The following is a 24,763-nucleotide window of genomic DNA, read 5'->3' on the forward strand; positions in this document are numbered from 1 at the left end:
CGCCGTATCAGGCCGCCTGGACCGTTATCACTTCGCAGTCGAGGTTGCGCCGCAGGTACTGGTCGATGTCGGGGTCGTCGACGAGCTTCTGGAGCATGCGTCGCCAGCGCCCAGCCTGCTTGTTCCCGATGACGACGACGTCGGCGCCCTCGGAGGCGACCTCGTCGAGGATGGTCTCCTCGACCAGGAAGCCGCGGCGCACGACGTAGCGGACGTGCTCCAGCGCGCCGAACTCGCGTTCGGTGGCCCGCTTGAGGTCGGAACGGGTCACGCGCTTGGACTCCTGGTAGAGGTTGACGTGCAGGACGGTCAGCGCGGCCTCGTGTTCGCGGGCCACGTCGATGGCCGATTCGAGTGTGCGACGGGAATGCTTCGTCAGCGGATACCGGACGGGAACCACCACGCGGGTCATCTGTTCCAGACTAGTCGACGATTACGCGTAAACCTTCTCACTCACCGCACCGGAATCACCTCGCCGTCATCGGGTACCGTCACGGAAACCGTCACGTGTCGTCGCCGTTCCAGACGACGCGGCCCTCGACGACGGGGTCGACGCCGCACTCGCGGGCGTACGCCGCCAGCACCTCGTACTGGATGTCGTAGGTGCCGGCACGGTGCTGGTCGTCGAGCGCCGGGAACTCGTGGTCGGTGTGGAAGAGGTAGTCCGTGGTGGCGAGGGTGTAGGTTCTCTCGGGGTCGATGGGGTCGCCGTCGACCGTCGCACGGACGAGTTCGTGGGTCTGGCGGTCCCAGGTGACGTGGGCGCCCGAGAGGTGGGCGTGCCACCAGTCGGGCTCGCCGAAGGCGACGTTGGCACCGCTGGCCTGCCGGAGCGTGTCGAGCAGTTCCGCGCCCGTCAGCTCGGCGACCGTGACGGGTTCCTTGAACGGGACGACCGAGATGAGGTCGCCGATGGTGACCTCCCCGACGAGTTCGTCACCCTCGCGGATGCCGCCGGAGTTCTGGAGCCCCACGTCCGCGTCGGTCGCCCAGCGGTAGGCGTCGGCGACGAAGTTGCCGATGCGGCTCTCGCCGCGGAAGGCCGCGGCGTGGCTCCGGGGGATGGGGTCCTCGACCACGGCGACGACCTCGGTCAGGTCGGCCTCGTCCATCCGGGTGCGGAGGGCGTCGGCGACGGACTCGTCGAGCGGCCCCTCGGTCGGGTCGTGCCGGGTCGCGCTCGCGCCGTCGGGTCCGAGTTCGACCTCGAAGATGGCCCCGCCGTTGACGCCGGGGCGCACCAGCAACGTGTCGTCGATGCGCTCTTCGACCATGCTGTGGACGTGGCCGCCGAGGATGCAGTCCACGTCGACCGAGACGGCGAGTTCCTCGTCGTCGCTCCCGAGGTGGGAGACGGCCACGACGTGGTCGACGCCCTCGGCACGCAGGTCGGCGACGGCCTCCTCGGCGGCCGCGATGGGGTCGGTGAAGTGGAGGCCGGTCGCGGCCGGGTTGATGGAGGGCGTCCGGGGGTCGGTGACGCCGAAGAAGCCGATGCGGGCGCCGTCGACCTCGCGGATGGTCCAGCTCTCGGTGTGGGCCGCGGCGAAGCGGTCGCCGTTCTGGCGGACGTTCGCCGTGAGCCAGGTCTGGGGCGAGTCGGCGACGAGGTCGACGGTGGCGTCGGCCCCGAAGTCGAAGTCGTGGTTCCCGAAGGTCTCCAGGTCGGTGTCGATGGCCGCGAAGAAGTCGAGCGCCTGTCGGCCCTCGTTGACCAGCGCGAGCACGCCGGGCGCGGTGTTGTCGCCGGTCCCGACGACCAGTGCATCGTCGCCGTCGCGCTCGCGGATGGTGCCGGCGAGGCGACCGATGCGTTCGGGGTCGTCGTAGGCGTTCTCGACGTCGGAGTAGTGGAGGAGACGGGGGGACATACGGACAGGCTTGCAGGTGGTTTCGCAAGTAGGCTTCGACACGAGACGGCTGGAAGTCGACCCGATGCGACGAGCCCGACCGCGCTCAGTCCTGCCGCGACACGACGGTCTGGCCGTCGAGCAGTGGGCGCTCGATCCGCCCGTCCAGCGTCGCCTCGATGCCGCATTCGCGGCAGTACTCGACGATCGCCTCGTACTGCGGCCCGAGGGAGTCGGTCACGTCCTCGGGGGCGAACGCGTCGAACAGGTGCGAGGACTCGACGTAGTAGTTCGAGGTCGCGAGCGTGTAGGTCGCGTCGTCACCGACGGGGTCGCCACCGACCGCGATGGACCGCGGCTGGCGGCGCTCGTCGTCCCAGACGATATCGAGGCCGCTGACGTGCCCGAAGTAGTGCGCCGGGACGTCGGCGGGGTCGTACTGGACGAGGCCGAGGTTGGCGACGGTTCGCCGGAGTTGCTCGCCGGTGACCTCGAGCCGGACGAGGTCGTTCTCGAACGGGCAGAGCCCGACGAGGTCCGCCGCCGTCACCTCGCCGGCGAGGGCGTCGCCGGAGCGCAGCCCGCCGGTCGAGTGGACCGCCACGTCGGCGTCGGCGACCCACCGGTAGGCGTCGGTGACGAGGTTGCCGACGCGGCTCTCGCCCTGCTTCGTCGCGGTGCGGGTGACCGGAATCGGGTCCTCGACCGTGTCCACCACGTCGGCGAGGCCGGCCTCGCGGCGGCGGGCTTCGAGCGCCTCGACCACGCCCTCGTGAACCGGCGCGTCCCGGAGTGGGTACCGGTAGGCCGTCGGCCGGTCGTCGAAGACGACCTCGGCGAGGCCACCGGCGGTCCCGCCGGGACGGACGACCAGCGTCCCCTCGATCGTCTCGATGCGCTCGGTGTGGGCGTGACCGCCGAGGATGCAGTCCACGTCCAGTGCCTCGGCCAGGTCGTCGTCGCCACTGCCCATGTGCGAGAGGACGACGACGTGGTCCACGTCGCGCTCGCGGACCGCGGCGACCGCGTCGGCCGCCATCTCGACCGGGTCGCGGAAGGCCAGTGGTTCGGCCTCGGGGTTCATCTCTGGCGTCTCCGGGGTCGTGACGCCGACGATGCCGACCCGATGGTCGCCGGGCTCGGCCACGAGCCAGGAAACGGTCCCCTGCTCGCTGGCGAACAGGTCGTCCGGGGAGGCGTCGTCGGCCGCCGCCTCGCCCTCGCAGACGTTCGCACAGACCCAGGGCATCGGCGAGTCCCGGACCACGTCGCGGGTCGCGGCGGGCCCGTGGTCGAAGTCGTGGTTGCCGAACGTCTCGGCGTCGGGCTGGACCGCCTCGTAGAAGTCGAGTGCCTGCCGGCCCTCCGTCACGAGCGAGAGGACGCCGGGCGCGAGGTTGTCGCCCGCGCCCACGACGAGTGTCTCCTCGTCACGGAGCGATTCGACGAGGCCGACGAGGCGACCGAGCCGGCGGGGCTCGTCGGTCGCACGTTCCACGTCGGCGTAGTGGAGGATGCGGAGGGACATGCCCCCGACCAGTCGGACTACCGACTTGTCGGCTTCGATTTCTCGCCCGGCTGTCGGCGAGTGAGCCAGCCCTGCGGCCGCGTCGGAATCCCGTGCTCGCGGCCGTGAGCCGCCATCGCGTCGTGGACCTGCCCCGGCTCGCCGACCTGCTGGTCCGCCGTCAGCGTCGGGTACTCCACGTCCTCGATGGCGAGGTACCGGATGGTCGTCATCGTGAACTCGCGCTCGGGCGCGACGAGGTCGCCCTCCGCGACGACCGGCTCGCCGCCGACCGTGAGCGACTCGACCCGGCCCGCGGCCGGGTTCCAGGTCAGCTCCAGCCCGGCGAACTGGCCGTTCCAGAGCTCGATGTCGCGGTCGAGGTGCCAGCCCGCGGCCTCCCTCGCGACGGCTCGCAGGTCCGACCCGGTGAGTGCGAGCGTCACGAGGTCGCCACCGAAGGGCACCAGCGAGTGCAGGTCGGCCAGCGTCACCGCGCCGTCGAGGGAGACGCCACAGTCCCGCATCGTCAGGCTGTTGATGAGGCCGACGTCGGCGTTACCGCCATCGCCAGCCCGCCGGAACGCCTCGGCGACGAAGGTGCCGACCGGGGACGCACCGTCCCGCACGTCGCGCGACACCGGCCCGTCGACCTCGGTGACGGTCTCGCCGAGGCCGAGATCGGCGAGGCGCCCCCGCAGGGCGGTCGTGACGGCCGCGTCGGGCTCGAACGCGGTCACGTCGTGCCAGCGCGTCTCCGTCGTGCCGTCGTCGGCGATGCGTACTTCGACGAGGTGCCGGCCGGCCGCGCCGGTCCGGACCAGCCGGGTCCCCGCGACGACCTCGTCGCGGGTCTCGTGGTCGTGGCCGCCGAGGATGGCCGCGGCGTCGATGGCTTCCGCGAGGTCGGTGTCGTCGCCGCAGTGCGAGACGCCGACGACGTGGTCCACGTCGTGGCGGTCGTGGAGGAGCCGGACCGCCCGCTCCCCGGCCGGGACCGGGTCCTCGACCTCGAAGTCGAGGTGGGGCTTGATGTCGGCGAGGTCCGGCGGCGAGAGCCCGAACAGGCCGACCGTGCCGCCGGCCCTCTCGACGGTCGTGACGGGCGTGGTCTCCTCGCGGGCGAAGCGCACCCCGTCGTCGAAGACGTTCGCGTTCAGCCAGGTCTGGGGCGACTCGTCGGCCAGTTCTCTGGCTCGCCCGGGCGAGTCGTCGAACTCGTGGTTCCCGAAGACGTCCACGTCGGGGTCGACGGCCTCGAAGAAGTCGAGGGCCTGCGCCCCGCCGGTCGCCATCGACAGGACGCAGGGGCCGGTGGTGTCCCCGCCCCCGGTGACGACGGTGTGCTCGTCGCGCAACGCGTCGATGGCCGTGACGAGGCGGCCGACGCGTTCGGGCACGTCGTAGGCGGCTTCGATGTCGGCGTAGTGGAGGAGGCGACAGGTCACGTCTGGACTCCTGTTGGCGCGCGAGAAATTTCTTGCGGGCCCGGTCGAGAGACACCGGCGATACGCCCTTGCGCCCCCCGTGTCTCTCTCCTGTATGGACGAGTTCGCCGAGACGAGTCGTCTCGACCTCGCCGAGGTCGACCGGACGCTCGCACTCTTTCCGACGCGGCTCGACAGTCGAGACCGCGTCCAGCTCCACGCCGAACTTCGTACGGAGGCCGACGGGCCACCCCGACTTCGGGCGATCATCGAGAACCAGGGTGACCACCCACGCCCGGTGATACTCGGCGACCTCCCCTTCGAGGGGCCGAATAGACCCGTGTCAGCCTTCGCGGGTGGCACGGCGACCGGAGAGAACCACTCACTCTGGCTCCTTCCCACGGAGAACCACGCCTTCTTCGAACACCCCGTCCCGGTCGAGCGTGCATCGTCGGGGGTCTGGCGGGCGACCGACCACCCCAACCAGGGGTGGGCCGAGACGCCCAGACAGATCATGGTCGACCCGGGCGAGCGCGTGGTCCTGGAGTACCACCTGCTCGTCGGGCCGGACGAAGACCGGCTCCTTCCCGGACGATACCGCTTCCGTGGGTTCCCCGGTGGCGAGACCAGAATCCCGCGATTCGACGCGATGCTGGCCATCTGGGAGACGAGTGCGCCCGGCCCGTCTCCTGACGGCGACTCACGGTTCGCGGGAACGACGTTCCCGCCGGTTCCCCTCGCCGACGAGACGGCCTGGTTCCACGACGCGACACCCGAAACTCCGGTGTATCTGCGGCCGAGTACCGAACGAGCGCAACTCCCGGCTGCCATCGAGTTCACGCTGGTGAACCGGGGCAATCGGACTCTCTTCGGGAACCAGACGCGCTGGGTCCTGTACGAACTCGTCGACGGTGTGTGGGAGTCTCGTTCCCATCACACCCTCGTCGATGTCGGGAGCCCCCTCTGGCCCGGCGACGCGCAACGCTGGCGGCTTCGCGCCCGCGCCGACACGGTGCTCCCCTGCGACCCCGACCGGCCGGCCGAACCCAGCGTCGGCGACCTCGCACCCGGAACGTACGCGTTCTGGGTCGAGTACAGTCCGGAGTCCTGCCACGACGGATTCGGGGCAGTCGTCGAACTGGTCGAGTGAGCGCTGTCGCTTGCTCATCAGAGACCGAAATCCATCTTTCACCTTGCTGAAAACCTTTACCGATTCGCTGTCACGTCCGGCCCATGCAGCGCCGCCACTACCTCGCCTGCTGTGGGGCCGCCCTCTCCGCCGGGTGCTCCGGCTTCTTCGACACGTCCGGACGGGAGTCGTTCGACGCGCCGACACGCGACCCCGAGACCGAGGACGAGCACCCGGTCACCGTCGAGGACCGGCAAGAGGACGACGACCGCAACCTGATCGCAGAGGGCCCCACCGTCAGCCAGTTCGCGGTCGGGAACCGCACGGTCGCCCTCGTCCCGGGCGCCATCGAACTCGAGGACGGCGTCACCGCGTCGTTCGCGTTCACGGCCCCGGCGACGGCGGAGCACCCCGCCAGGGTCGCCGCGACCATCGAGAACCGGAACGGCTGGGACGAGACGGTCGACACCGAGTCGATTCCCCTGTTCGGGGCGTCCACGGCGTACCCGACGGCGGAGTTCCAGGCGGAGGAGCCGACGGTGGTCGTCGCCGCCCCGACGCCTGCCCACCCGCTGGCCGAGGAGCCGGCCGAGTGGGCGCAGGGGCAGTCGGTCCACTGGCGGCTCGCCGGGTCGACCGAGGACTTCAGCCTCCCGCCGGAGCTCGAACTCGGCCCCCGGGAGGAGGTCACGGGCGAGTACGCCCTCGTGACGGCCGGGGCCAGCGGCTTCCCGACCGGGCGGTACTCGTTCGGGGCCGACCTGTCGGTCGTCGCCTGGGAGCGCGACGCCCCCGGGCCCGCCCAACTCTCGATGTTCGAGGACCCCTCGATTCCGGCACTGGGTGACGGGCCGGGGACCACCAGCTGGTTCCACGAGGCCACCCACGAGACACCCGTCTTCCTCCGGCCGAGTCAGGAGTCCGTCAGCCTCCCGGCCAGCCTGGGGTTCGAGTTCGTCAACCACTCGACGCAGCAGGTCACCGGGAACCCGGACAACTGGCAGCTGTTCAAGCGCACCGACGACGGCTGGAAGGCCATCCGGTTCGGGCTGGTCGGACCGACGGCTCGCCGACTCCTGCCCGGTGAGAAGAACTCGTGGTCGCTGCTGGCGACGCACGGCGACCCACTCGACGTGCCCGATACCCTCGGGATGGGGCACCTCGGCGGTGGAACCTACGCCTTCGGCGTGAGCTACCGGCTCGAAGACCGCTTCGACTACATGGCCGCCCTCGTGACGGTCGACGCGCCCGCGGTCTCGGTCGAGGCCGACGCGAACCTGACCGTCGAACAGGACGGCGACACCGTCGTCGTGACCAGCCCGGCCGTCGAGACGGCGCGTGAGCCGGCGACGATGGTGCTCGAACCGGCCTCGTCGGCGGACCGGACGCTCGTCCCCGAGCAGGTGATGCAGGTCGACCCACTCCGGAACACCGTGCCCTTCGTGACCCGACCAGACGTCGCCAGGGCCCGGTATCGCGGGCCCGAGGTGGAGTGGCTCGCCGGGGACGACCAGCCGTTCCGGTTCGGCTTCGACGGCCAGTCCTTCGTCCTGCGGCAGGTCCGGGACGAACAGACCTAAGCGGGCCCCCTCCCAAGCGATGGCCATGAGCGAATCCGCACTGGAGGAACGAGTGACGGAAGACGGCGAGACGGTGTACGTCTCCCAGCGCGAGGGCGACCGCGGCTCGAAGGCCCCCTTCCTCGTCGCCTACCGCACCGCCGAGAAGGAGCGCAAGTACGGCTACTTCTGCGTGAACTGCGAGACGTTCGACAACGCGATGGACACGATGGGACGGATCCAGTGCAACGCGTGCGGGAACCTCCGCAAGCCGACCGAGTGGGACGCGGCCCACGAGTAGCCCTTCTCGTGACCGCCCCCGGTTTCTGACGGTCGGTGACGAACTCCCCGGTTCGGTGAACGTCTCGGCGGTTCTTCGCGAGCACTCTTGATTTCGACCGTGAGAAACGGGTGAATATTTATTACCGTGGCTACGGTACGAGCTAACGAATGTGCCCTGTTAACACGAACCGCCACATCGGCGAGCAGGCCAGGAAGGTCTTCGACCGCCTGGGGTACACCGTCACTGGGGACGGGGACGAGTTCCGAGCAGAACGCGACTGGAAGGTCGTGCACGTGACCGCGACGACGGACTTGCGCGAGCCACCGTCGACAGCGGGGGACGGACTGCAGTGTTTCGTGACGAACAAGGAGCGCGCAGAGCGCGTGCGTCGCAGGGTTTCGGAATCGAATCCGGCCTACGAGTGGGCCGTCATCGGCGTCGGCGAAGACGACCAGTACGTGGTCGAACGCGCCCCGCCGAGTTGAGAGGATAGCGCGAGTACCGGGAGGACGACCGCGTCGCGGTCCGGCGTCGACTACAGACGGTCGGCGGTCGCCGCGATGCCTGCTTCTGCGTCGACGTCGGCACCCATATCGTCGAGCACCGCGCCCAGCGCGCTCATGAGGTAGGAGACGTTCTTCGGCCGGGCGGAGTGGCCCATGCAGCCGATGCGGAAGATGTCGCCCGAGAGCGCGCCGAGGCCGCCGGCGATCTCGAGGTCGTAGTCCTCGATGAGCCGCGAGATGACGTCGCCGTCCTCGACGCCCTCGGGGACCCGGACCGCGTTCAGGCTCGGGAGCCAGAACTCCTCGGCGGCGTTCATCTGCATGCCCATCGCCTCGACGCCGGCCTTCAGCGCGCCGGCCATCTCGCGGTGGCGCTCCCAGCGGTTCTCGATGCCCTCCTCGGCGACGAGGCGGAGGGCCTCGCGCAGGGCGTAGACGTTCGTGATGGGTGCGGTGTGGTGGTACGCGCGCTCCTCGCCCCAGTAGCCCTCCAGCAGCGAGAGGTCGAGGTACCACGACCGGGCGGGTTCCTCACGGCCGAGCACCTTGTCCATCGCGGCCTCGTTGAGCGTGAGGGGGGACGCTCCCGGCGGGCAGGAGAGACACTTCTGCGGGCCGGCGTAGGCCACGTCGATGTCCCACTCGTCGACGCGCAGCTCGACGCCGCCGATGCTGGTGACGGTGTCCGCGATGACGAGCGCGTCGTGTTCGTGCGCGATGCTGGTGAGGTCTGCCACCTGCGGCTGGCGCACGCCGGTACTCGTCTCGGCGTGGACGAACCCGAACACGTCGGGCTGGTGGGTCGCGAAGGCGTCCTCGACGTCCGCGGGTGCGAGCGGTTCGCCCCACGGCGCGTCGACCTCGACGACCTCGCCGCCGGCGCGGCGGGCCATCTCGGCCATCCGGCCGCCGAAGTAGCCGTTCGTCGGCACGAGCATCGTGTCGCCGGGTTCGACGACGTTCCCGATGGCGGCCTCCATCGCGGCCGAGCCGGTGCCCGAGACCGGGATGGTCCACTTGTTCCCGGTCCGGAACGTGTACCGCAGCAGCTCCTGGACCTCGTTCATCACGTCGATGAACGACGGGTCCAGATGACCGACCAGCGGCGTGCTCATCGCCCGGAGGACGCGCGGGTGCACGTCGCTCGGGCCCGGCCCCATCAGCGTTCGGTTCGGCGGTGTCAGCTCGCCCACGTCGGGCGCGTCGGGAATCTCGGACATGCGTACTGGTTGGCTCAGTCGGGGCAAAAAAGGTGGTGTCACCGGCGAACGTCCCGAATCGTTAAACCGTGAGGGCTGCTCACGTGTGACAATGGCGACCGACGGCTCCCTGCGTCCCGGCCACGACGCACTCGGGTTCGACCACGTGGACGACGAGGCCTACACCGCCCTCGCGGCCGACCTCCGCGAGGCGGTCGACGGCGAGGTCCGGTTCGACGAGTACGCGCAGGTGCTCTACGCGACCGACGGGAGCATCTACCAGGCCCGGCCCGCCGGGGTCGTGGTCCCCGAGACCACCGCCGACGTGGCGGCCGCGGTCTCGGTCGCGGCCGACCACGAGGTGCCAATCATGCCGCGGGGGGCGGGCACCTCGCTGGCCGGGCAGGGAATCGGCCCCGGCTGTGTCGTGCTCGACTGCTCGGTCGAACTGGACGACGTGCTCTCGGTGGACCCCGAGGCGCAGGTCGCCCGCATCCAGCCCGGCGTGGTGCAGGACGACCTCGACGAGCGTCTCGAACCCCACGGCCTGCAGTTCGCGCCGGACCCGGCCTCCTCCGCCCGCGCGACCGTCGGCGGCGGCATCGGGAACAACTCCACCGGGGCGCACTCGGTCCGGTACGGTATCACGGACGCCTACGTCCGCGAGGTCGAGGTGGTCCTGCCCGACGGGACCCGCGCCGAGTTCGGCGACGTGGTGCTCGACTCGCCCGAGTGGGACGACCTCGTCTCGCGCGACGACCGGGTCGCAGAGTTGCACCGGACCGTCCGGGACATCGTGGCAGAGAACGAGGCCGAGATCGAATCGCGCTACCCCGAGCTCAAGCGCAGCGTCTCGGGCTACAACCTCAACAAGGTCGTCCGCGAGGAGGACGGCGAGCAGGTGATGAACCTCGCGAAGCTCGTGGTCGGGGCCGAGGGCACCCTCGGCGTCGTGGTCGAGGCCGAACTCGACCTCGTGACCCGGCCCGACGAGCGCGCCCTCGCGGTGTACGCCTACGACGACCTCGTGACCGCGCTCGCGGCGGTCCCCGACGCGCTCTCCCACGAGGTGAGCGCGGTCGAACTCGTCGACGACCAGGTCGTGGCGATGGCCCGAGAGTCCCAGGCCTACGCCGAGTACGCCGAACCCATCCCCGAGGACGCGGCGGCCCTGCTGATGGTCGAGTTCGATTCCGAACTCCACGACGACTTCGCAGCCGCGATGGCCGACGTGACGACGACCCTCCAGACCGAGGGCGACGCGTTCGACCGCATCGAGGCCTACGACGCCGACGCGCAGGCCCGGCTCTGGAAGCTCCGCAAGGCCGCGATTCCGCTGCTCATGTCGATGGAGGGCGACCCGAAGCCCTACCCGTTCATCGAGGACGCGAGCGTCCCACCGGACCAGCTCGCCGAGTACGTCCAGGAGTTCCAGGCCGTCCTCGAGAAGCACGGCACCTCGGCGGCGTACTTCGCCCACGCCGGCGTCGGCACCCTCCACATCCGACCCATCCTGAACCTCAAGGACGGCGCCGACGTCGAGACGATGCACGCCATCGCCGACGACGTGACCGACCTCGTGCTGGAGTACCACGGCTCGTTCTCGGGCGAGCACGGCGACGGGATGGCCCGGACCGAGTTCACCCCGAAGATGTACGGCGACGCCCTCTGGGACGCGTTCAAGCGCGTGAAGACCGCCTTCGATCCGCAGTGGCTCTGTCACCCGGGGAACGTCGTCTACCGCGACTCGCCAGACGACCACGGCCCGGCGACGAAGCGCGGCGTCGGCGCCGACATGCGCGAGCACCTCCGGTACGGCCCGGCCTACCAGACGGTCGAGCCACAGACCGCACTCGACTTCGACGACGACGGCGGCTTCGCGCACCTGGTCGAACTCTGCAACGGCTGTGGCACCTGTCGGCAGGAGGGCTCGGGGACGATGTGTCCGACCTACCGCGCCAGTCAGGAGGAGCTACAGACCACCCGGGGGCGCGCGAACATGCTCCGGGCGGCCATCTCAGGCGAACTGGACGAGGACGAGCTGTACTCCGAACGGTTCCAGGCCGAGGTGCTGGACCTCTGCGTGGGCTGCAAGGGCTGTGCGAGCGACTGCCCGACCGGCGTCGACCTCGCCAAGCTCAAGAGCGAGGTGAAACACCAGTACCACGAGCGCGAGGGGGCGACCCTCCGGGAGCGCCTCTTCCGCGACATCGACCGGTGGGCGGCGCTCGGAAGCAAGCTCGCGCCGGTCTCGAACTGGGCCGCGAAACTGCCCGGGTCGCGGGCCGTCGCCGAGACGGTCGCGGGCATCGCCCCGGAGCGCGAGCTTCCCTCCTTCCAGCGCGAGAGCTTCACCGACTGGTTCGACGCGCGTGGCTCGTCGGTGTCCGCCTCGGGAGCCGACCACCGCGTCGTCCTCGTCCCGGACACCTACACGAACTACACCGACCCCGCGGTCGGGAAGGCGGCCGTCCGGGTACTCGAAGCCGCGGGGGTCCACGTCGCGGTCCCGGCCGACCTCGGCCCCAGCGGGCGCCCCGCCTACTCCCTCGGGTTCCTCGACCACGCCCGCGACCGGGCGGAGACCTTCGTCGAGACGGTCGCGCCGCGGGTCGACGACGGCTGGCAGGTCGTCTTCGTCGAACCCTCCGAGGCCGTGATGGTGCAGGACGAGTACGCCGACCTCCTGCCCGCGAGTCCGGACAGGGACGCCGTGATGGCCGCGACCAGCGGCCTCTGTCGCTTCCTCGACGAGCATCGGCTGGCCGAGGCCATCGACTTCGCGGCCCCCGACGAGCGACTGGTCTACCACGGCCACTGCAACGAGAAGGCCATCGGGCAGGACCACCACGCCGTCGGCGTGCTCCGGCGGGCCGGCTACCGGGTCGACCCCCTCGACTCAGGCTGCTGCGGGATGGCCGGGTCGTTCGGCTACGAGACCGAGCACTACGACCTCTCGCAGGCCATCGGGCGCATCCTGTTCGAGCAGGTCGACGACGCCGACGGCACCCCGGTCGCACCGGGGGCGTCCTGCCGGACCCAGCTCGGCGACCGACCCGGGGCCGAGCGACCGCCACACCCGGTCGAGAAGCTCGCCGAGGCACTCCCCGGCGAGGAGTGAGGGACGGTACCACTCCCCAGCCAGCGACTAACTTATCCGGTCGCCTGTCATACCTTCAGTAGCTATGATGGTCGGCCACGCGCTCCTGGCGTTCGCCCTCGTCGCCCTCTGTGGGCGCCTCGCGAACGTCGACCGCGACCGCGCGCTCCTCCTCGGGGTGGTCGCGGGCGCGTTCGCCGCCGTCCCCGACGTCGACATGGTGTACGCCCTCGTGGGCGTCGTCCACGCGGACTTCACCGGCGTCTTCGCGGTCACGAAGGCGTTCTGGTCGGCGAGTACGGTCGTCCACCGGGCGATGACCCACTCGCTCGTCGTCGCACCCGTCGCCGCGCTCGGGTTCGCGCTCTGGGCCGTCCGGGGGCGCTGGGTCCACCACGCCCGGCTCCTCGGGACGCTCCTCCTCGGGACGCTCGTGCTGGTCGCCACGGTCAAGCACGGCCTGCTCGGGTTCGTCGTCATGGGCGCGTTCGTCTTCGCCGGCGTGGCCGTCGCGCTGGCGGTCTGGTGGCGGACCGCGCTCGGCGCGGGTGAGACCTTCGCGCTGGCGCTGGTCGGCCTCGTCAGTCACCCGTGGGGTGACCTGTTCACCGGCGAGCCCCCGGCCATGCTCTGGCCCCTCGACACGCTCCTGTTCGCGGAGCGCGTCGTACTCGCGCCGGACCCGACCCTGCACCTGCTCGGCGCGTTCGCACTCGAACTCCTGACCGTCTGGCTCGCGGTCTGGGTCGTCCTCGACGCCTCCGAAGAGTTCCGCCCGACCTTCGACGCCCGCGCCCTCGCCGGCCTCGCCTACGGCGGCGTCGCCTTCCTCATCCCCCCGCCGACGCTCGACGTCTCCTACCACTTCGTCTTCAGCATCCTCGCGGTCGGGACCGTCGTCGCGGCCCCCGACGTGTTCCGGGCGCGGTTGCTCCGGTCGGTCCGACGGCTCCGCCGGGACTGGGACGTCGCCCGACTGTTCTCGGCGGTCCTGACCGGCCTCGCCGCGGTCACCCTCGCGCTGGCGGCGTACGCCCTGCTCTACACCGCCGCCGCCCTCGGGTCGCTCGGGGCCCTCGGCGTCTTCGTCGGGTAGCCTTTTTTACCGGCCGGGTGCCAACGCCCAGCTATGACGGCGCAGGACCTCGGTCGCCTCTTCGAAGAACACCGCGTCAACGCGGCGCTCGCGTGGCTACTGGTCGTCCTCGTCGGCCTGACCGCCGTCGAGGAAGTCCTGTTCGGCGAGCTCCTCTGGGCAGCCTTCGCTGTGGGTGTCGCCGCGCTCGCGCTCGTCCCGCCGGTCGCGTTCCGCTCGCCCCGGGTGATGCTCCCGTGGGAGGTGCTCTTGCTCGCCGCGCTCCCGGTCATCGGCCGGGTGTTCGCCACGAACGCGCTGTCGAGCGCGCTCGCGACGTACCTCGCGGTGGCCGCGGTCGCACTCATCGTCGCGGTCGAGTTGCACGTGTTCACGTCGGTCCGGATGACCGTCGGCTTCGCCATCCTCACCGTCGTCGTGATGACGCTCGCCGCCGCGGGCGTCTGGGCCATCCTGCGGTGGATCTCGCACATCTACCTCGGCACGCCCTTCTACGAGGGCCCCGACGACCTCGACCTGCTGATGTGGGAGTTCGTCTACTCGACCGCCGCGGGGCTGGGCGCCGGGGTCACCTTCGAGCTGTACTTCCGCCGGCGCCGGCAGGTCGCCCGGCGGGCGCTGGACGCCGCGGAGGAGGTCGCCCACGAGGGCCTGACCGAACTCGCGGAGGAGGTGGCCGACGAATGAGGATACGGGACTACCTCGGCATCTCGGAACGCGCCCAGCACCTCCTGAGCCGCGCCATGGAGATCGGGCTGGTCGGCCTGTTCTTCGTCGGCCTCTACGAACCGAGCCCGGGCGTGGTCGTCAACGCCGGCATCGGCCTCCTCGTGCTCCAGTTGCCCGCGCTCCTCGAACGCGACTACGGTATCCCGATGGACGCCGGCCTGACGCTGTGGATCACGTCCGCGGTGTTCCTGCACGCGCTCGGGACCGCGGGACTGCCCGGCATGTCGAAGAACCTCTACGTCGCCACCTCCTGGTGGGACCACATGACCCACGCGCTGTCGTCCTCGGTGGTCGCCGGGGCCGGCTACGCCACGGTCCGGGCCCTCGACGAGCACCGCGACGACATCTACCTCCCGCCACGGTTCACGTTCGTCTTCATCCTCTCGTTCGTCATCGCCTTCGGGGTCGTCTGGGAGGTGGTGGAGTTCGCGCTGGGGCTGCTCGCGAACGTCTACGAGGGGAAGGCGTTCCTCACGCAGTTCGGCGTCGACGACACCATGCGCGACCTCCTGTTCAACACCCTCGGCGGCCTCGTCGTGGCCGTCTGGGGGCAGGCGTACCTCTCGGACGTGGTCGGGGCCATCCGGCACCGACTGGAGCAACGGACGGCCTGACAGGTCAGGCTGCGGGCCGAAGACGGGTGGAATCGACGGACGCCGCGGCTAGGTTTAAGTTACCATGGTGAGTGGTAGCACGTGAATGGTATTCAAGAAGATAACACTCATCGGCACCAGCAACGAGAGCTTCGAGGCCGCTGCCGACGACGCCATCGACCGGGCACAGGACACGCTGAACAACGTCCACTGGATCGAGGTACAGGAACTCGGCGTCGAGATCGCCTCGGCGGCGGACCGCGAGTACCAGGCCGAAGTGGAGGTGGCCTTCAGACTGGAGGAGTAGCACGGGAGCGTCATGGCGACCCCGCGCCGAGCCAGACGCGGGTCTTGCGTTCACACCCTTCTCGCGGCGGCAATCCGACACCAGCCAGTCACTTCTCGCGCTTGAACACCAGCGCCTGCGTGTTGCCACCGCCCTCCGACAGCGTCTCGACCAGTTCCCACCCCTCGGCACCGAGTTCGTTCAGCGATTCCTCGTCGACCTTCGTCTCGTGGCCGAAGAAGGACGACGAGAGTTCGACCACCTTGTACTCCCACTGCTGGTTCGGGGACATGTTCTCCTCTGCGAACACGTCGAGAATAAATCTTCTCGTGAGAACGAGTGGTTCGGTTACGTCCGGAACGATTCGCCACAGCCGCACTCGCTGACGACGTTCGGGTTCTCGACGTGGAAGCCGGCGCCCTGCAGCCCGCCCTCGTAGTCGAGCACGCTGCCCTCGATGTACTTCATGCTCGCCGGGTCGACGAAGACGCGCAGTCCGTGGTGCTCGAAGATGGTGTCGTCGGACTCCGGTTCGTCGTCGAATCGCATCCCGTACGAGAGGCCGGCGCAGCCGCCCTGCTGGACGAACAGTCGAAGCCCCGAGACGTCGGTGTCCATGTCCTCGCTCTCGAGGAGGGACAGCGCCTCGTCGGCGGCCGTCTCCGTCACCTCGATGCGGGTGCCGACGTCGCCCTCAGCGGTTCCCGTACTCATGCTACGAACTATCGGCGCGACGGATGTTAACTGTGTTGCCGACCTCACATGACATGTCAGGACCGTTGCCGACATCTCTAAATCCCGTCGGTGGGTTCTCCCGGTTGAATGTCGCGCTCCATCAGGGTGCTTCACGTCGACGACGACGAGGCGCTGCTCGACCTGACCAAGACCATGCTGGAGCGCGAGCACGACAGCATGGTCGTCGAGACGGAGACCGACGCACACGAGGCACTGTCGAAACTCGACGGCGATGCGACCTACGACTGCATCGTGAGCGACTACGACATGCCCGGGATGGACGGGCTGACGTTCCTCTCGGCGGTGCAGGAGCGCCACCACGACCTCCCCTTCATCCTCTTCACCGGGAAGGGGTCCGAAGAGATCGCCAGCCGGGCCATCTCCGCGGGGGTGACCGAGTACCTCCAGAAGGGCGGCGGCACCGACCGCTACCTCGTGCTGGCGAACCGCATCGACAACGCCGTCGCGAAGTACAGAGCCGAGCGCGAGCGCCGCAAGAGCCGGGAGCGCTACCGGGCGCTCATCGAGTACTCCTCGGACTCGGTCGCCATCCTCGACGCCGAGGGCGTCTTCCAGTACGTCAGCCCGGCCGCCGAGGGCATCCTCGGCTATCCCCCCGAAGAACTCGTCGGCACGAGCTCCTTCGAGTACGTCCACCCCGACGACCGCGAGTCCGTGAAGACCGCCTTCCGCGAGTGTCTCGACGACCCCTCGGTCCGGCCGACGGCGACCTACCGGTTCGAGCACGGCGACGGGACCTGGCACGTCCTGGAATCGCGGGCCGCGAACCGCCGCGACGACCCCGCCGTCGAGGGGTTCGTCGTCAACACCCGCGACGTGACCGAACAGCACGAGGCGAAACAGCAACTCAGGGAGGAACGCGAACTGTTCGACGCCGCCCTCGACGCCCTCCCGGACACGTTCTACATCTCGCACCCGGACGGGACGGCCTGGCGCTGGAACCAGGCGTTGCAGGACCTGATGGGCTACACCGAACAGGAGATGCGCGAGTTACCGCCGGAGCAGTTCTTCGCCGAGGAGGACCGCGAGCGGATCGCCTCGGTCATCGAGGAGGTCCACGCGGGCGAGACCGTCGTCTACGAGGCACGGGTCCTCACGAAGTCGGGAGAGACGGTCCCGAAGCGACTCAGCGCCACCATGCTGACCGACGACGATGGCGAGCCGATGGCCCTGTGTGGCATCGGCGTCGACACCGACCTCTCGCCGGAGGGCGTCGACTAGGCGGATTCGGCAGAATCGCTCGAAGTGCTTTTCCAGGGCCGTGACTACTCGAACCGTTTCCGGACGCTCTCGGCGTGGGCGTCAAGCCCTTCGGCTTCTGCGAGCGTCGTGATGGTGTCCGAGAGCGAGTCGAGGCCGTCGCGGTCGAGTCGCTGGACCGTCGTCGACCGCAGGAACGAGTCGACCGAGAGGCCGCCGTGGCGCTTCGCCATCCCGCCGGTCGGCAGGACGTGGTTCGTCCCGGAGGCGTAGTCGCCGGCCGCGACCGGGGTGTAGGGGCCGAGGAAGACGCTACCGGCGTTCGAGATGCGGTCGAGGATGGCCTCGTCGTCGTCGGCCTGGATGGAGAGGTGCTCGGCGGCGTACTCCTCGGCGAAGAGGATGGCCTCGCTCATCGACCGGGCGACGAAGACGCCTGAGGCGTCGTTCTCGAGTGCCTCGCGGATGGTCGCCTCGCGCTCGCGCTCGCCGACCTGCTCGTCGACCGATTCGACGACGGCCTCGGCCAGGGCCTCGTCGTCGGTGACGCAGACGACGGAGGCGTTCGGGTCGTGCTCGGCCTGGGCGACGAGGTCGGCAGCGACGTACTCGGGGGTCGCCGTCTCGTCGGCGACGACCAGGATCTCCGAGGGACCGGCGAGGAAGTCGATTGCTACGTCGCCCTGCACCTCGGCCTTCGCGGCCGTCACCCAGCGGTTGCCCGGTCCGACGACCTTCTGGACCGCCGGGACGGACTCGGTCCCGTAGGCCATCGCGGCCACGGCCTGGGCGCCGCCCACGGAGTACACCTCGTCCGCGCCGGCGGCGTGGATGGCCGCCAGCGTGACCGGGTTCAGCTCCTCGGCGGGCGGGGTGCAGACGACGACCTCGTCCACGCCGGCCACCTTCGCGGGGACGACGCCCATGATGACCGAGGACGGGTACGCCGCGGTCCCGCCGGGCGCGTAGACGCCGACGCGCTGGAGGGGTCGGAAGCGCCGGCCCAGCTCGCGTGTGCCGGATTCGCTCGGGAACTCGTCGCGCCAGTCGTCGGGGACCTGGCGCTCGTGGAACTCGCGGACGTTCGCCGCCGCCGTCTCGATGGTCTCGCGTAACTCCTCGTCGAGGTCCTCGTAGGCGCGCTCGGCCGCGTCGGAGACGTCGAGGTTGCCGACCGCTACGCCGTCGAACTCCTCGGAGAACTCCCGGACCGCCACGTCGCCCTCCTCGGCGACGCGCTCGACGATGTCGCGGACGTCGCCGCGGATCTCGTCGATGCCGGCGTCCCGCTCGAAGAGGTTCCGTCGGTCGTCGGGGCCGAGGTCGGCCACCGGTTGCAGGTTCATACGCCACGGTTCGGCCGGGCGAGGAAAAACCGTTTCTTCCGCGTCTGCTGCTACCGGGGGTGTCGGCCACCTCCTGACCGCTGTCGGTTCGTCACTGGTCGCGCGACCCGACCACCGTGGTCCGGACCGCGTCGAGGAACAGCACGAGGACGAGCCCGAACCCGACGAGCCCGATGGGCGCCGAGAGGAGCTGTGCCGTCCGGTAGCCGAGGAATATCCGACTGACGCCGAGGACGATGAAACTGGTGACCACGAGCCCGAAGGCGACCAGCGAGAGGGTGACGAAGCGGTCCCGGTTCATACCCGGCGAGAACGGGTCGTGGCGCTAAGTGGTTTCGGAACGGCTCAGAGCTTCTCGGACGCCAGCGCCTGTTCAGCCCGGCGGTCCGCCTGTGCGAGGCGCTTCTCCGAAGCCTTCGCGGTCGGCGCCGGCACGTCCTCGCGCGCCTCGGCGAGGCGCTGGGAGGCCCGCTCCAGCGACTCGGTGACCGCCTCGAGGGCGCGGTCGGCACCCTTCGAGTCCGTCTCGGCCGCCCGTTTCGCCGCCCGGTCGGCGGCCTCGGAGATGGCTTCGAGCGCCTGCACGAGGCCGTTGACGGAACTCGGGCGCCCATCGTCGTCCGCGCCGGTGGCCCGGTCGACGTCGGTGGCGGTCTCGGCCGAGATGTCGGCGAGGAAGCGCGAGAGCGACGCCTTGCCGGTGTCCGGGCGCTCGATGGTCACCTCGCTGTCGTCGCCGTCGCTGTCGTCGCTGTCGCCATCACCGGCGCCGGTGCCGGGCCGGACCCGGAACGCTCCGATGGCGTCGTCGCTGTCCCTGACCTCGGTGGTGTACGCGCCGCCGCGGTGGACGTAGACGGCGTCGGGGCCGTCCATGCTGGCCTCGTATAGTCTCCCGCCGAAGTCGTCGGCCACCGAGACGTCCGTCAGGTCCGCGTCGGTGCCGTCGGCGTCGACTCGGAGCTTCACGGCGTCCTCGCTGGCCACGAGGGGTATCTCGCCCTCGACGCCGGCGACCGCGGTGCTGCCGCCGTCTTCGACCCCGACCGGCTCGCTGTGGGGCTCGAAGCCGGCACCGTTGACCGTGAGCCGGTGCTCGCCCGCGGGCACGTCCTGGACCATCGCGACCCCGCGGAAGGTCGGGACCGCCTCTGGCTCTGACTCCAGCAGCGCCATCGTCTCGACGGGCGATTCGGCGGTCGTCACGCCCTGACCGTCGGGTGCCTCGTCCGACGAGATGGTCCGGGAGACCGTGGCGATGACGCTGTTGACCGCGCTCGGCGCGCCGATGGCGTCGTACCGGTCCGCGAGGGTCGCGCGGTGGGCCGGTTCGGAGATGTCGGCGGCCGGGTTGGCGTACCGGGTCTGGTCCCAGGGCACGCCGGCCGTCGTGATGTGGCCCGCGACCGCGTCCTCGACGAACCCCGGAATCGCGAACTCGAAGCTCAACTGCGGCCCGGTGAACGCCGAGATGTGCTCGGCCTCGGTGGTGGGGACAAGGTCGTAGGTGGCGTCGGCACCCGTGTCCTCCCGCCCCGCGTGCTCCATCGTCAGGCCGGGTTCGCGTGCGGGAATCGACCCCGGCGGGCTGGAGAGCGCGTCGTAGGACCGGATGGTGACCGCGTCGTCGACCAGGCTCTCGCGGTCGACCGACGGCAGCCGGTCGTGCTCGTAGATGGGCGCCCCGTCGAGTTCGGGGACGACGTAGGGCAACCGCCCGCCCTCGTCCCGGGGGAGCCCGTAGGCGATGGGGAGCTGGGACAGCGATTCGAGCGCCTCCAGCCCCCGGTTGGTGATGTCGGCCGCCACGTCGCCGACGGGGAGGCGCTGGAAGCTCTCCGGGCGCTCGTTGAGCGAGACGGTGCTCGAGTGCGACCCGAGTTCGGCGAGGATGCGCGGGCGCTGCTGGGGGTCGAGGTGTTCGTTGTTCGGGACCTTCCGCGAGTGGGCGCTGGCGACGTAGAGCTGTGGCTCGTCGGTCTCGGTGTCGACGAACACCTGCAACAGCTCCCAGTCGTGCCAGTGGAAGTTCGTCGTGAACTGGTCGAACACCGAGTAGAACCAGAACTGCACGACCGCCAGCGGCGACTCCTCGTACTCGACGGCGTGGTAGAACACGGTCGGGGCGGGCGGCTCACCGCCCGCCTCGAACTGCTTCGTGTAGCCGTCGAACGCGTCGAACCCGTCGACGACGGTCTCGCCGTCTTCCTCGTGCTCGTACTGGCGCGGGTCCGTCGGGAACCAGCGCTCGTACCTGTCGAAGGAGAGCCGCGGCGCGAACCGCTCGGCGAGCGCCGTCGCCCGGTCGTCCTCGATGGTCGTCGCCGTCGCGTCGGACTCGCGTTCCAGCAGCGAGCAGCCGGCGAGTGCCGCGGTGCCACCCCCTGCAACCGCCTGCAGGAGCCGTCGCCGCGACACGCCAGTTTCCGTGGACCGGTCCCCGTCCATACCCGCACCTGCGCCCGGCGAGTGAAAGGTCTTCGGCCGAGCCAGTGTGGGACCGGGGCGAGACGGGCGGCCCGAGTGGATTAGATTTGTCTAATTCGGTATTTAGAGCACTACTACTAAATACCATACTCACTCTAAGTCCGATAATGGCAGAATCGAACACGCGTTCCAGTAACAGGCGACAGGTGACCAGACGGCGTGCACTGGCCGCCGGCGCGGGACTCCTCGCGACCGGTGCTGCGGGCTGTCTCGGCAACGTCTCCGGCGGCACCAGCTCCGGCGAGTCGGACGGCTCCGAGGACGGTCCGGTGGCAGTCGCGTCTTTCTTCAGTTTCTTCGACTTCGCGCGCAAGCTCGCCACCGACACCCCCGTCACGGTGAAGAACCTCGTCCCGACCGGGCTGCACGGCCACGGCTGGGAGCCGAACGCGAGCGTCACCCGCGACATCATCGAGGCCGACGCCTTCATCCACGTCGGCGAGGACTTCCAGCCCTGGGCGGACCGCGCCATCCAGACGCTGAAGGACGATAACGTCGACACGCAGCTCATCAACGTCCGCGAGGGCGTCGAGCTGGCCGACCTCGCGGCGACCCTCGACCCCGACGAGGAGGGCGTCGGCCAGAACCGCGGGAAGGACCCGCACTTCTGGCTCGACCCCCAGCGCGCGAAGATCTCGGTCGACAACATCACCGAGGGGCTGGTCGAGCTCGCGCCCGACCACGAGGACACCCTCCGCGAGAACGCCGAGACGTACAAGACGGACGTGCTGGAGACCATCGATTCGGACTACCAGGACATCTTCGACCGCGCCGACCGGAAGGTCGTCCAGCTGGCGGCGCACAACGCCTTCCAGTACATCGGCGTCCGCTACGGCGTCGAGATGCGGCCACTGGTCGTCAACCTCGCCGCCAGCGGCGACGTGAAGCCCTCGGACATCACGAAGGCCAAGGAGACCATCGAGGAGAACGACATCCGATACATCGGCAACGGCGTGTTCGAGTCCCGGAAGCCCGCGAAGCAGCTCCTGGCCGAGACGCAGGTCGAGGCGTACTTCCCGGTCACGCCGTACGCCGGCGTCCGCGAGGAGTGGGTCGAGAACAACTGGGGCTACGAGGAGATCGCCTACAACATCAACATGCCCACCTTCGAGGTCGTTCTCGGGAACGAGGCGCCCGAGGACGTCGGCCCCGACGGCTGGGCGGAGCAGTGGAGGAACTTCGAATGAGCGCCCCGGCCGACGACGCGACGACGGGTGCGCGTCTTACGGACGACCCCGTCGTCGAACTCTCGAACGTGAACTTCGGCTACACCGCGAGCCGGGTCGTCGAGGACATCTCCCTGCGCATCGACCGCGGGGAGTACGTCGCCGTGGTCGGCCCGAACGGCTCGGGGAAGTCGACGCTGATGAAGCTCATGCTCGGGCTCCTGCGCCCGGACACCGGCACGGCCCGGCTCTTCGGCGAACCCTCCCACCAGTTCGACGACGGGGCCCGCATCGGCTACGTCGCCCAGCAGGCCAGCGCCTCGAAGGAGATGCCCATCACGGTCCGCGAGGTCGTCCGCATGGGGCGGTTCCCCCACGTCGGCTTCGGCCTCCTCTCCCCCGAGGACGAGAAGATCGTCGACGATGCGCTGGAGACGGTCGGGATGACCGCCTTCGCGGACCGCCGGGTGACGAAGCTCTCGGGCGGCCAGCGCCAGCGCGCGTTCATCGCCCGGGCGCTCGCCGGCAAGGCCGAACTCCTCGTACTCGACGAACCGACCGTCGGCGTCGACGTCGAGTCGGTCGACGCGTTCTACGACCTGCTCGAATCGCTCAACGAGCAGGGCATCACCGTCCTGCTCATCGAGCACGACCTGAGCGCCGTCACCGAGCACGCAGAGCGCGTGGTCTGTCTCAACCGCGAGGTGTACTTCGACGGGCCGACCGAGGAGTTCGTCGAGAGCGACGCCCTCGGCCGTGCCTTCGGGACCGCCGCCAGCCTGCTGGGTGGTTCGCGATGACGGGACCCGGCGCGCTGTCGGGCCTGCTGCTCCAGTCGTCGAGCCCCCTCGACACCGTGCTGGCACCGTTCTACTGGTTCCTCTCGCTATGGACCGTGCTGATGAACGGGCTGTACGACGCGACCGGCATCGAGTTCCTCCAGTACGGCTTCATGCACCGCGCCATCCTCGTCGGGCTCTGTATCGGCGTCATGGCCCCGCTCATCGGGACGTTCCTCGTCCACCGCCAGCTGGCGCTCATCGGGGACGCGCTGGCGCACACCGCCTTCGCGGGCGTCGCCATCGGGCTGTTCCTGAACGCCGTGTTGAACCTCGGCGTCTCGCCCTACCTCACGGCGGTCGTCGTCGCGGTCATCGCGGCGCTGCTCATCGAACTCATCTCCGAGGCGACCGGCGCTTACAACGACGTGTCGATGGCCATCGTGCTCTCGACCGGGTTCGCGCTGGGGACCGTGCTCATCAGCATCAACGCCGGGGGGCTCGCGGTCGGCGTGAACCAGTACCTGTTCGGCAACCTCTCGACCGTCTCGGCCGAGAACGCCGCCATCCTGCTGGTGCTGTTCCTCGTCATCGTCGGCGTGGTCGGCCTCACCCGGAACCAGTTGCTGTACGTCACCTTCGACGAGACGGCCGCCGCGGTCGCCGGTATCGACGTGAACTGGTACAACCGCGTCATGGTGATGCTGACCGCGCTCGTGGTCGTCGGCGCGATGCAGATCATGGGCGTCATCCTCGTCGCCGCGATGCTGGTCGTCCCCGTGGCGGGCGCGGCACAGGTCTCGCGCAGTTTCACGGAGTCGCTGCTCGTCTCGGTCGTCCTCGCCGAACTCGCGGTCACGGTCGGCATCGCCGTCGCCTACTACGGCGAGGCCACGGCCGGGGGCGTCATCGTCCTCGTCGCGGTCGCCATCTACGCCGTGACCGTCGTCGCCGGGAAGGTCCAGGCCCGCACCGGCGAGGATGCGACGCCGACGGTCGGCAGCATCGACGCCAGCGAGGGCGCCGAGAGCCAGGCCACCTCCGACTGAGATGGCGACGACTGGCCCCGACGCGCGGGACGAGCGCGACGCGACGGCCGACCTGACGCCCGTGATGGAGGACTACCTCCGGCAGATCTACACCCTCGAACGGGCCGCCGAGGGCCGGGTGTCGAACGCCGACCTCGCCGACCGCCTCGGCGTCAGTCGCCCCTCGGTCACCAGCATGTTCGAGGTGCTGGCCGACCGCGGCCTCATCGACCGCGAGCCGTACCGGCCGGTCGTCCTCACCCCTGACGGTGAACGCGCAGCCCTCCGTATCGTCCGCAGACACCGCCTCGTCGAGACGCTGCTCACCGAGCACTTCGGCTTCGCCATCAGCGAGGTCGACGCCGAGGCGGACGCGCTGGAACACCACATCAGCGACCGACTCTGCGAGGAGATCGACCGCGTGCTCGGCCACCCCGCGGTCGACCCCCACGGCGACCCCATCCCGGACGCGAGCCTCGAACTCCGCGGTGAGTCAGCGGCCGTCTCGCTGGTCGACGTCGCCGAGGGAACTGCCGCCGAGGTGACCCGCATCGGCACGCAGGACGAGGAGACCCTCTCGTACCTGGTCGCCGCCGGCATCGAACCGGGTGCCAGACTCACGGTCGCGGAGGTCGCCCCCTTCGGGATGGTGACGGTCGACGTCGCTGGCGAGGAGGGAGCAGAGAGCCTCCCGGAACCCCTCGCGACGCAGGTCCTCGTTCGCGTCGACGAGTAGC

At 69.8% G+C, this 24,763-nt stretch carries 24 protein-coding genes; 14 read left to right on the plus strand and 10 right to left on the minus strand.

Translation table 11 applies throughout. The features are described 5' to 3' along the window. Positions 1-7: 7 nt before the first annotated feature. The 4 genes from NOV86_RS04080 to NOV86_RS04095 all read right to left on the minus strand — a co-directional run bounded on the left by NOV86_RS04080 (position 8) and on the right by NOV86_RS04095 (position 4,805). Positions 8-412 (minus strand): universal stress protein, encoded by a 405-nt coding sequence (locus NOV86_RS04080; protein WP_267639968.1) that lies wholly within the window; start codon positions 410-412, stop codon positions 8-10. Between the two features lie 91 nt (positions 413-503). Beyond that, positions 504-1,871 carry a bifunctional metallophosphatase/5'-nucleotidase gene (locus NOV86_RS04085; protein WP_267639969.1) on the minus strand — a complete coding sequence of 456 codons (1,368 nt, stop codon included), beginning with the start codon at positions 1,869-1,871 and terminating at the stop codon, positions 504-506. 85 nt (positions 1,872-1,956) lie between these two features. After that, on the minus strand, positions 1,957-3,378 hold the full coding sequence (locus tag NOV86_RS04090; RefSeq protein ID WP_267639970.1) for a bifunctional metallophosphatase/5'-nucleotidase: 1,422 nt from the start codon (positions 3,376-3,378) through the stop codon (positions 1,957-1,959). A gap of 17 nt (positions 3,379-3,395) precedes the next feature. Next, a complete protein-coding gene (locus NOV86_RS04095) occupies positions 3,396-4,805 on the minus strand; it encodes a bifunctional metallophosphatase/5'-nucleotidase (protein WP_267639971.1) in 1,410 nt (469 codons plus the stop codon). Positions 4,806-4,899: 94 nt separating this feature from the next. On the opposite strand from NOV86_RS04095, the gene NOV86_RS04100 reads away from it, so the two are divergent. The 4 genes from NOV86_RS04100 to NOV86_RS04115 all read left to right on the plus strand — a co-directional run bounded on the left by NOV86_RS04100 (position 4,900) and on the right by NOV86_RS04115 (position 8,240). Beyond that, the gene (locus tag NOV86_RS04100) at positions 4,900-5,934 is read left to right on the plus strand and encodes a hypothetical protein (RefSeq protein WP_267639972.1); all 1,035 of its coding nucleotides are present in this window, start codon (positions 4,900-4,902) and stop codon (positions 5,932-5,934) included. An 83-nt stretch (positions 5,935-6,017) separates the two neighbouring features. Continuing rightward, the gene (locus NOV86_RS04105; RefSeq protein WP_267639973.1) at positions 6,018-7,493 is read left to right on the plus strand and encodes a hypothetical protein; all 1,476 of its coding nucleotides are present in this window, start codon (positions 6,018-6,020) and stop codon (positions 7,491-7,493) included. 40 nt (positions 7,494-7,533) lie between these two features. Further along, positions 7,534-7,773 (plus strand): DUF5816 domain-containing protein, encoded by a 240-nt coding sequence (locus NOV86_RS04110; RefSeq protein ID WP_368408757.1) that lies wholly within the window; start codon positions 7,534-7,536, stop codon positions 7,771-7,773. Positions 7,774-7,922: 149 nt separating this feature from the next. Beyond that, positions 7,923-8,240 (plus strand): DUF7116 family protein, encoded by a 318-nt coding sequence (locus NOV86_RS04115; protein ID WP_267639975.1) that lies wholly within the window; start codon positions 7,923-7,925, stop codon positions 8,238-8,240. A gap of 50 nt (positions 8,241-8,290) precedes the next feature. Here the strand turns inward: NOV86_RS04115 and NOV86_RS04120 are convergent, their stop codons facing one another. Continuing rightward, a complete protein-coding gene (locus tag NOV86_RS04120; RefSeq protein ID WP_303647475.1) occupies positions 8,291-9,481 on the minus strand; it encodes a pyridoxal-phosphate-dependent aminotransferase family protein in 1,191 nt (396 codons plus the stop codon). Positions 9,482-9,572: 91 nt separating this feature from the next. Here NOV86_RS04120 and NOV86_RS04125 point away from each other — a divergent pair, with 91 nt between their 5' ends. From NOV86_RS04125 to NOV86_RS04145, 5 genes are all read left to right on the plus strand, one after another. After that, the gene (locus NOV86_RS04125) at positions 9,573-12,581 is read left to right on the plus strand and encodes an FAD-binding and (Fe-S)-binding domain-containing protein (RefSeq protein ID WP_267639976.1); all 3,009 of its coding nucleotides are present in this window, start codon (positions 9,573-9,575) and stop codon (positions 12,579-12,581) included. A 64-nt stretch (positions 12,582-12,645) separates the two neighbouring features. Next, positions 12,646-13,656 carry a metal-dependent hydrolase gene (locus tag NOV86_RS04130; RefSeq protein ID WP_267639977.1) on the plus strand — a complete coding sequence of 337 codons (1,011 nt, stop codon included), beginning with the start codon at positions 12,646-12,648 and terminating at the stop codon, positions 13,654-13,656. A gap of 33 nt (positions 13,657-13,689) precedes the next feature. Then, positions 13,690-14,343 carry a hypothetical protein gene (locus NOV86_RS04135; RefSeq protein ID WP_267639979.1) on the plus strand — a complete coding sequence of 218 codons (654 nt, stop codon included), beginning with the start codon at positions 13,690-13,692 and terminating at the stop codon, positions 14,341-14,343. Beyond that, entirely contained in the window at positions 14,340-14,999 is a 660-nt protein-coding gene (locus NOV86_RS04140; protein ID WP_267639980.1) for a DUF2238 domain-containing protein, read from the plus strand. Before NOV86_RS04135 ends, NOV86_RS04140 begins: the two co-directional genes overlap by 4 nt. 85 nt (positions 15,000-15,084) lie before the next feature. Beyond that, entirely contained in the window at positions 15,085-15,285 is a 201-nt protein-coding gene (locus NOV86_RS04145) for a dodecin (protein WP_267639982.1), read from the plus strand. An 88-nt stretch (positions 15,286-15,373) separates the two neighbouring features. On the opposite strand, the gene sp36 is transcribed toward NOV86_RS04145, so the two are convergent. Both sp36 and NOV86_RS04155 read right to left on the minus strand, forming a co-directional pair. Continuing rightward, a complete protein-coding gene (gene sp36, locus NOV86_RS04150; protein ID WP_267639983.1) occupies positions 15,374-15,556 on the minus strand; it encodes a Sp36 family protein in 183 nt (60 codons plus the stop codon). 56 nt (positions 15,557-15,612) lie between these two features. After that, positions 15,613-15,978 carry a HesB/IscA family protein gene (locus NOV86_RS04155; protein WP_267639984.1) on the minus strand — a complete coding sequence of 122 codons (366 nt, stop codon included), beginning with the start codon at positions 15,976-15,978 and terminating at the stop codon, positions 15,613-15,615. A gap of 108 nt (positions 15,979-16,086) precedes the next feature. Here NOV86_RS04155 and NOV86_RS04160 point away from each other — a divergent pair, with 108 nt between their 5' ends. Continuing rightward, positions 16,087-17,241: a PAS domain-containing response regulator gene (locus tag NOV86_RS04160; protein WP_267639985.1), complete on the plus strand. Its 1,155-nt coding sequence runs from the start codon at positions 16,087-16,089 to the stop codon at positions 17,239-17,241. A 44-nt stretch (positions 17,242-17,285) separates the two neighbouring features. On the opposite strand, the gene hisD is transcribed toward NOV86_RS04160, so the two are convergent. From hisD to NOV86_RS04175, 3 genes are all read right to left on the minus strand, one after another. Then, on the minus strand, positions 17,286-18,566 hold the full coding sequence (hisD, locus tag NOV86_RS04165) for a histidinol dehydrogenase (protein WP_267639987.1): 1,281 nt from the start codon (positions 18,564-18,566) through the stop codon (positions 17,286-17,288). A 91-nt stretch (positions 18,567-18,657) separates the two neighbouring features. Then, a complete protein-coding gene (locus NOV86_RS04170) occupies positions 18,658-18,867 on the minus strand; it encodes a hypothetical protein (RefSeq protein ID WP_267639988.1) in 210 nt (69 codons plus the stop codon). A 44-nt stretch (positions 18,868-18,911) separates the two neighbouring features. Then, complete coding sequence (locus tag NOV86_RS04175; protein ID WP_267639989.1) at positions 18,912-21,014, minus strand: hypothetical protein; 2,103 nt, start codon at positions 21,012-21,014, stop codon at positions 18,912-18,914. 146 nt (positions 21,015-21,160) lie between these two features. On the opposite strand from NOV86_RS04175, the gene NOV86_RS04180 reads away from it, so the two are divergent. The 4 genes from NOV86_RS04180 to NOV86_RS04195 are packed head-to-tail and all read left to right on the plus strand — an operon-like array spanning position 21,161 to position 24,762. Next, positions 21,161-22,240 (plus strand): metal ABC transporter substrate-binding protein, encoded by a 1,080-nt coding sequence (locus tag NOV86_RS04180; RefSeq protein ID WP_267639990.1) that lies wholly within the window; start codon positions 21,161-21,163, stop codon positions 22,238-22,240. Beyond that, the gene (locus tag NOV86_RS04185) at positions 22,237-23,019 is read left to right on the plus strand and encodes a metal ABC transporter ATP-binding protein (RefSeq protein WP_267639991.1); all 783 of its coding nucleotides are present in this window, start codon (positions 22,237-22,239) and stop codon (positions 23,017-23,019) included. Before NOV86_RS04180 ends, NOV86_RS04185 begins: the two co-directional genes overlap by 4 nt. Then, positions 23,016-24,047, plus strand: a complete 1,032-nt coding sequence (locus NOV86_RS04190; protein ID WP_267639993.1) for a metal ABC transporter permease — start codon at positions 23,016-23,018, stop codon at positions 24,045-24,047. The genes NOV86_RS04185 and NOV86_RS04190 overlap by 4 nt, the downstream gene beginning before the upstream one ends. 1 nt (position 24,048) lies before the next feature. After that, the gene (locus tag NOV86_RS04195) at positions 24,049-24,762 is read left to right on the plus strand and encodes a metal-dependent transcriptional regulator (protein WP_267639994.1); all 714 of its coding nucleotides are present in this window, start codon (positions 24,049-24,051) and stop codon (positions 24,760-24,762) included. Position 24,763 lies beyond the last annotated feature (1 nt).

Origin of the sequence: Haloarchaeobius amylolyticus, assembly GCF_026616195.1 — an archaeon.
Taxonomy (GTDB): Archaea; Halobacteriota; Halobacteria; order Halobacteriales; family Natrialbaceae; genus Haloarchaeobius; species Haloarchaeobius amylolyticus.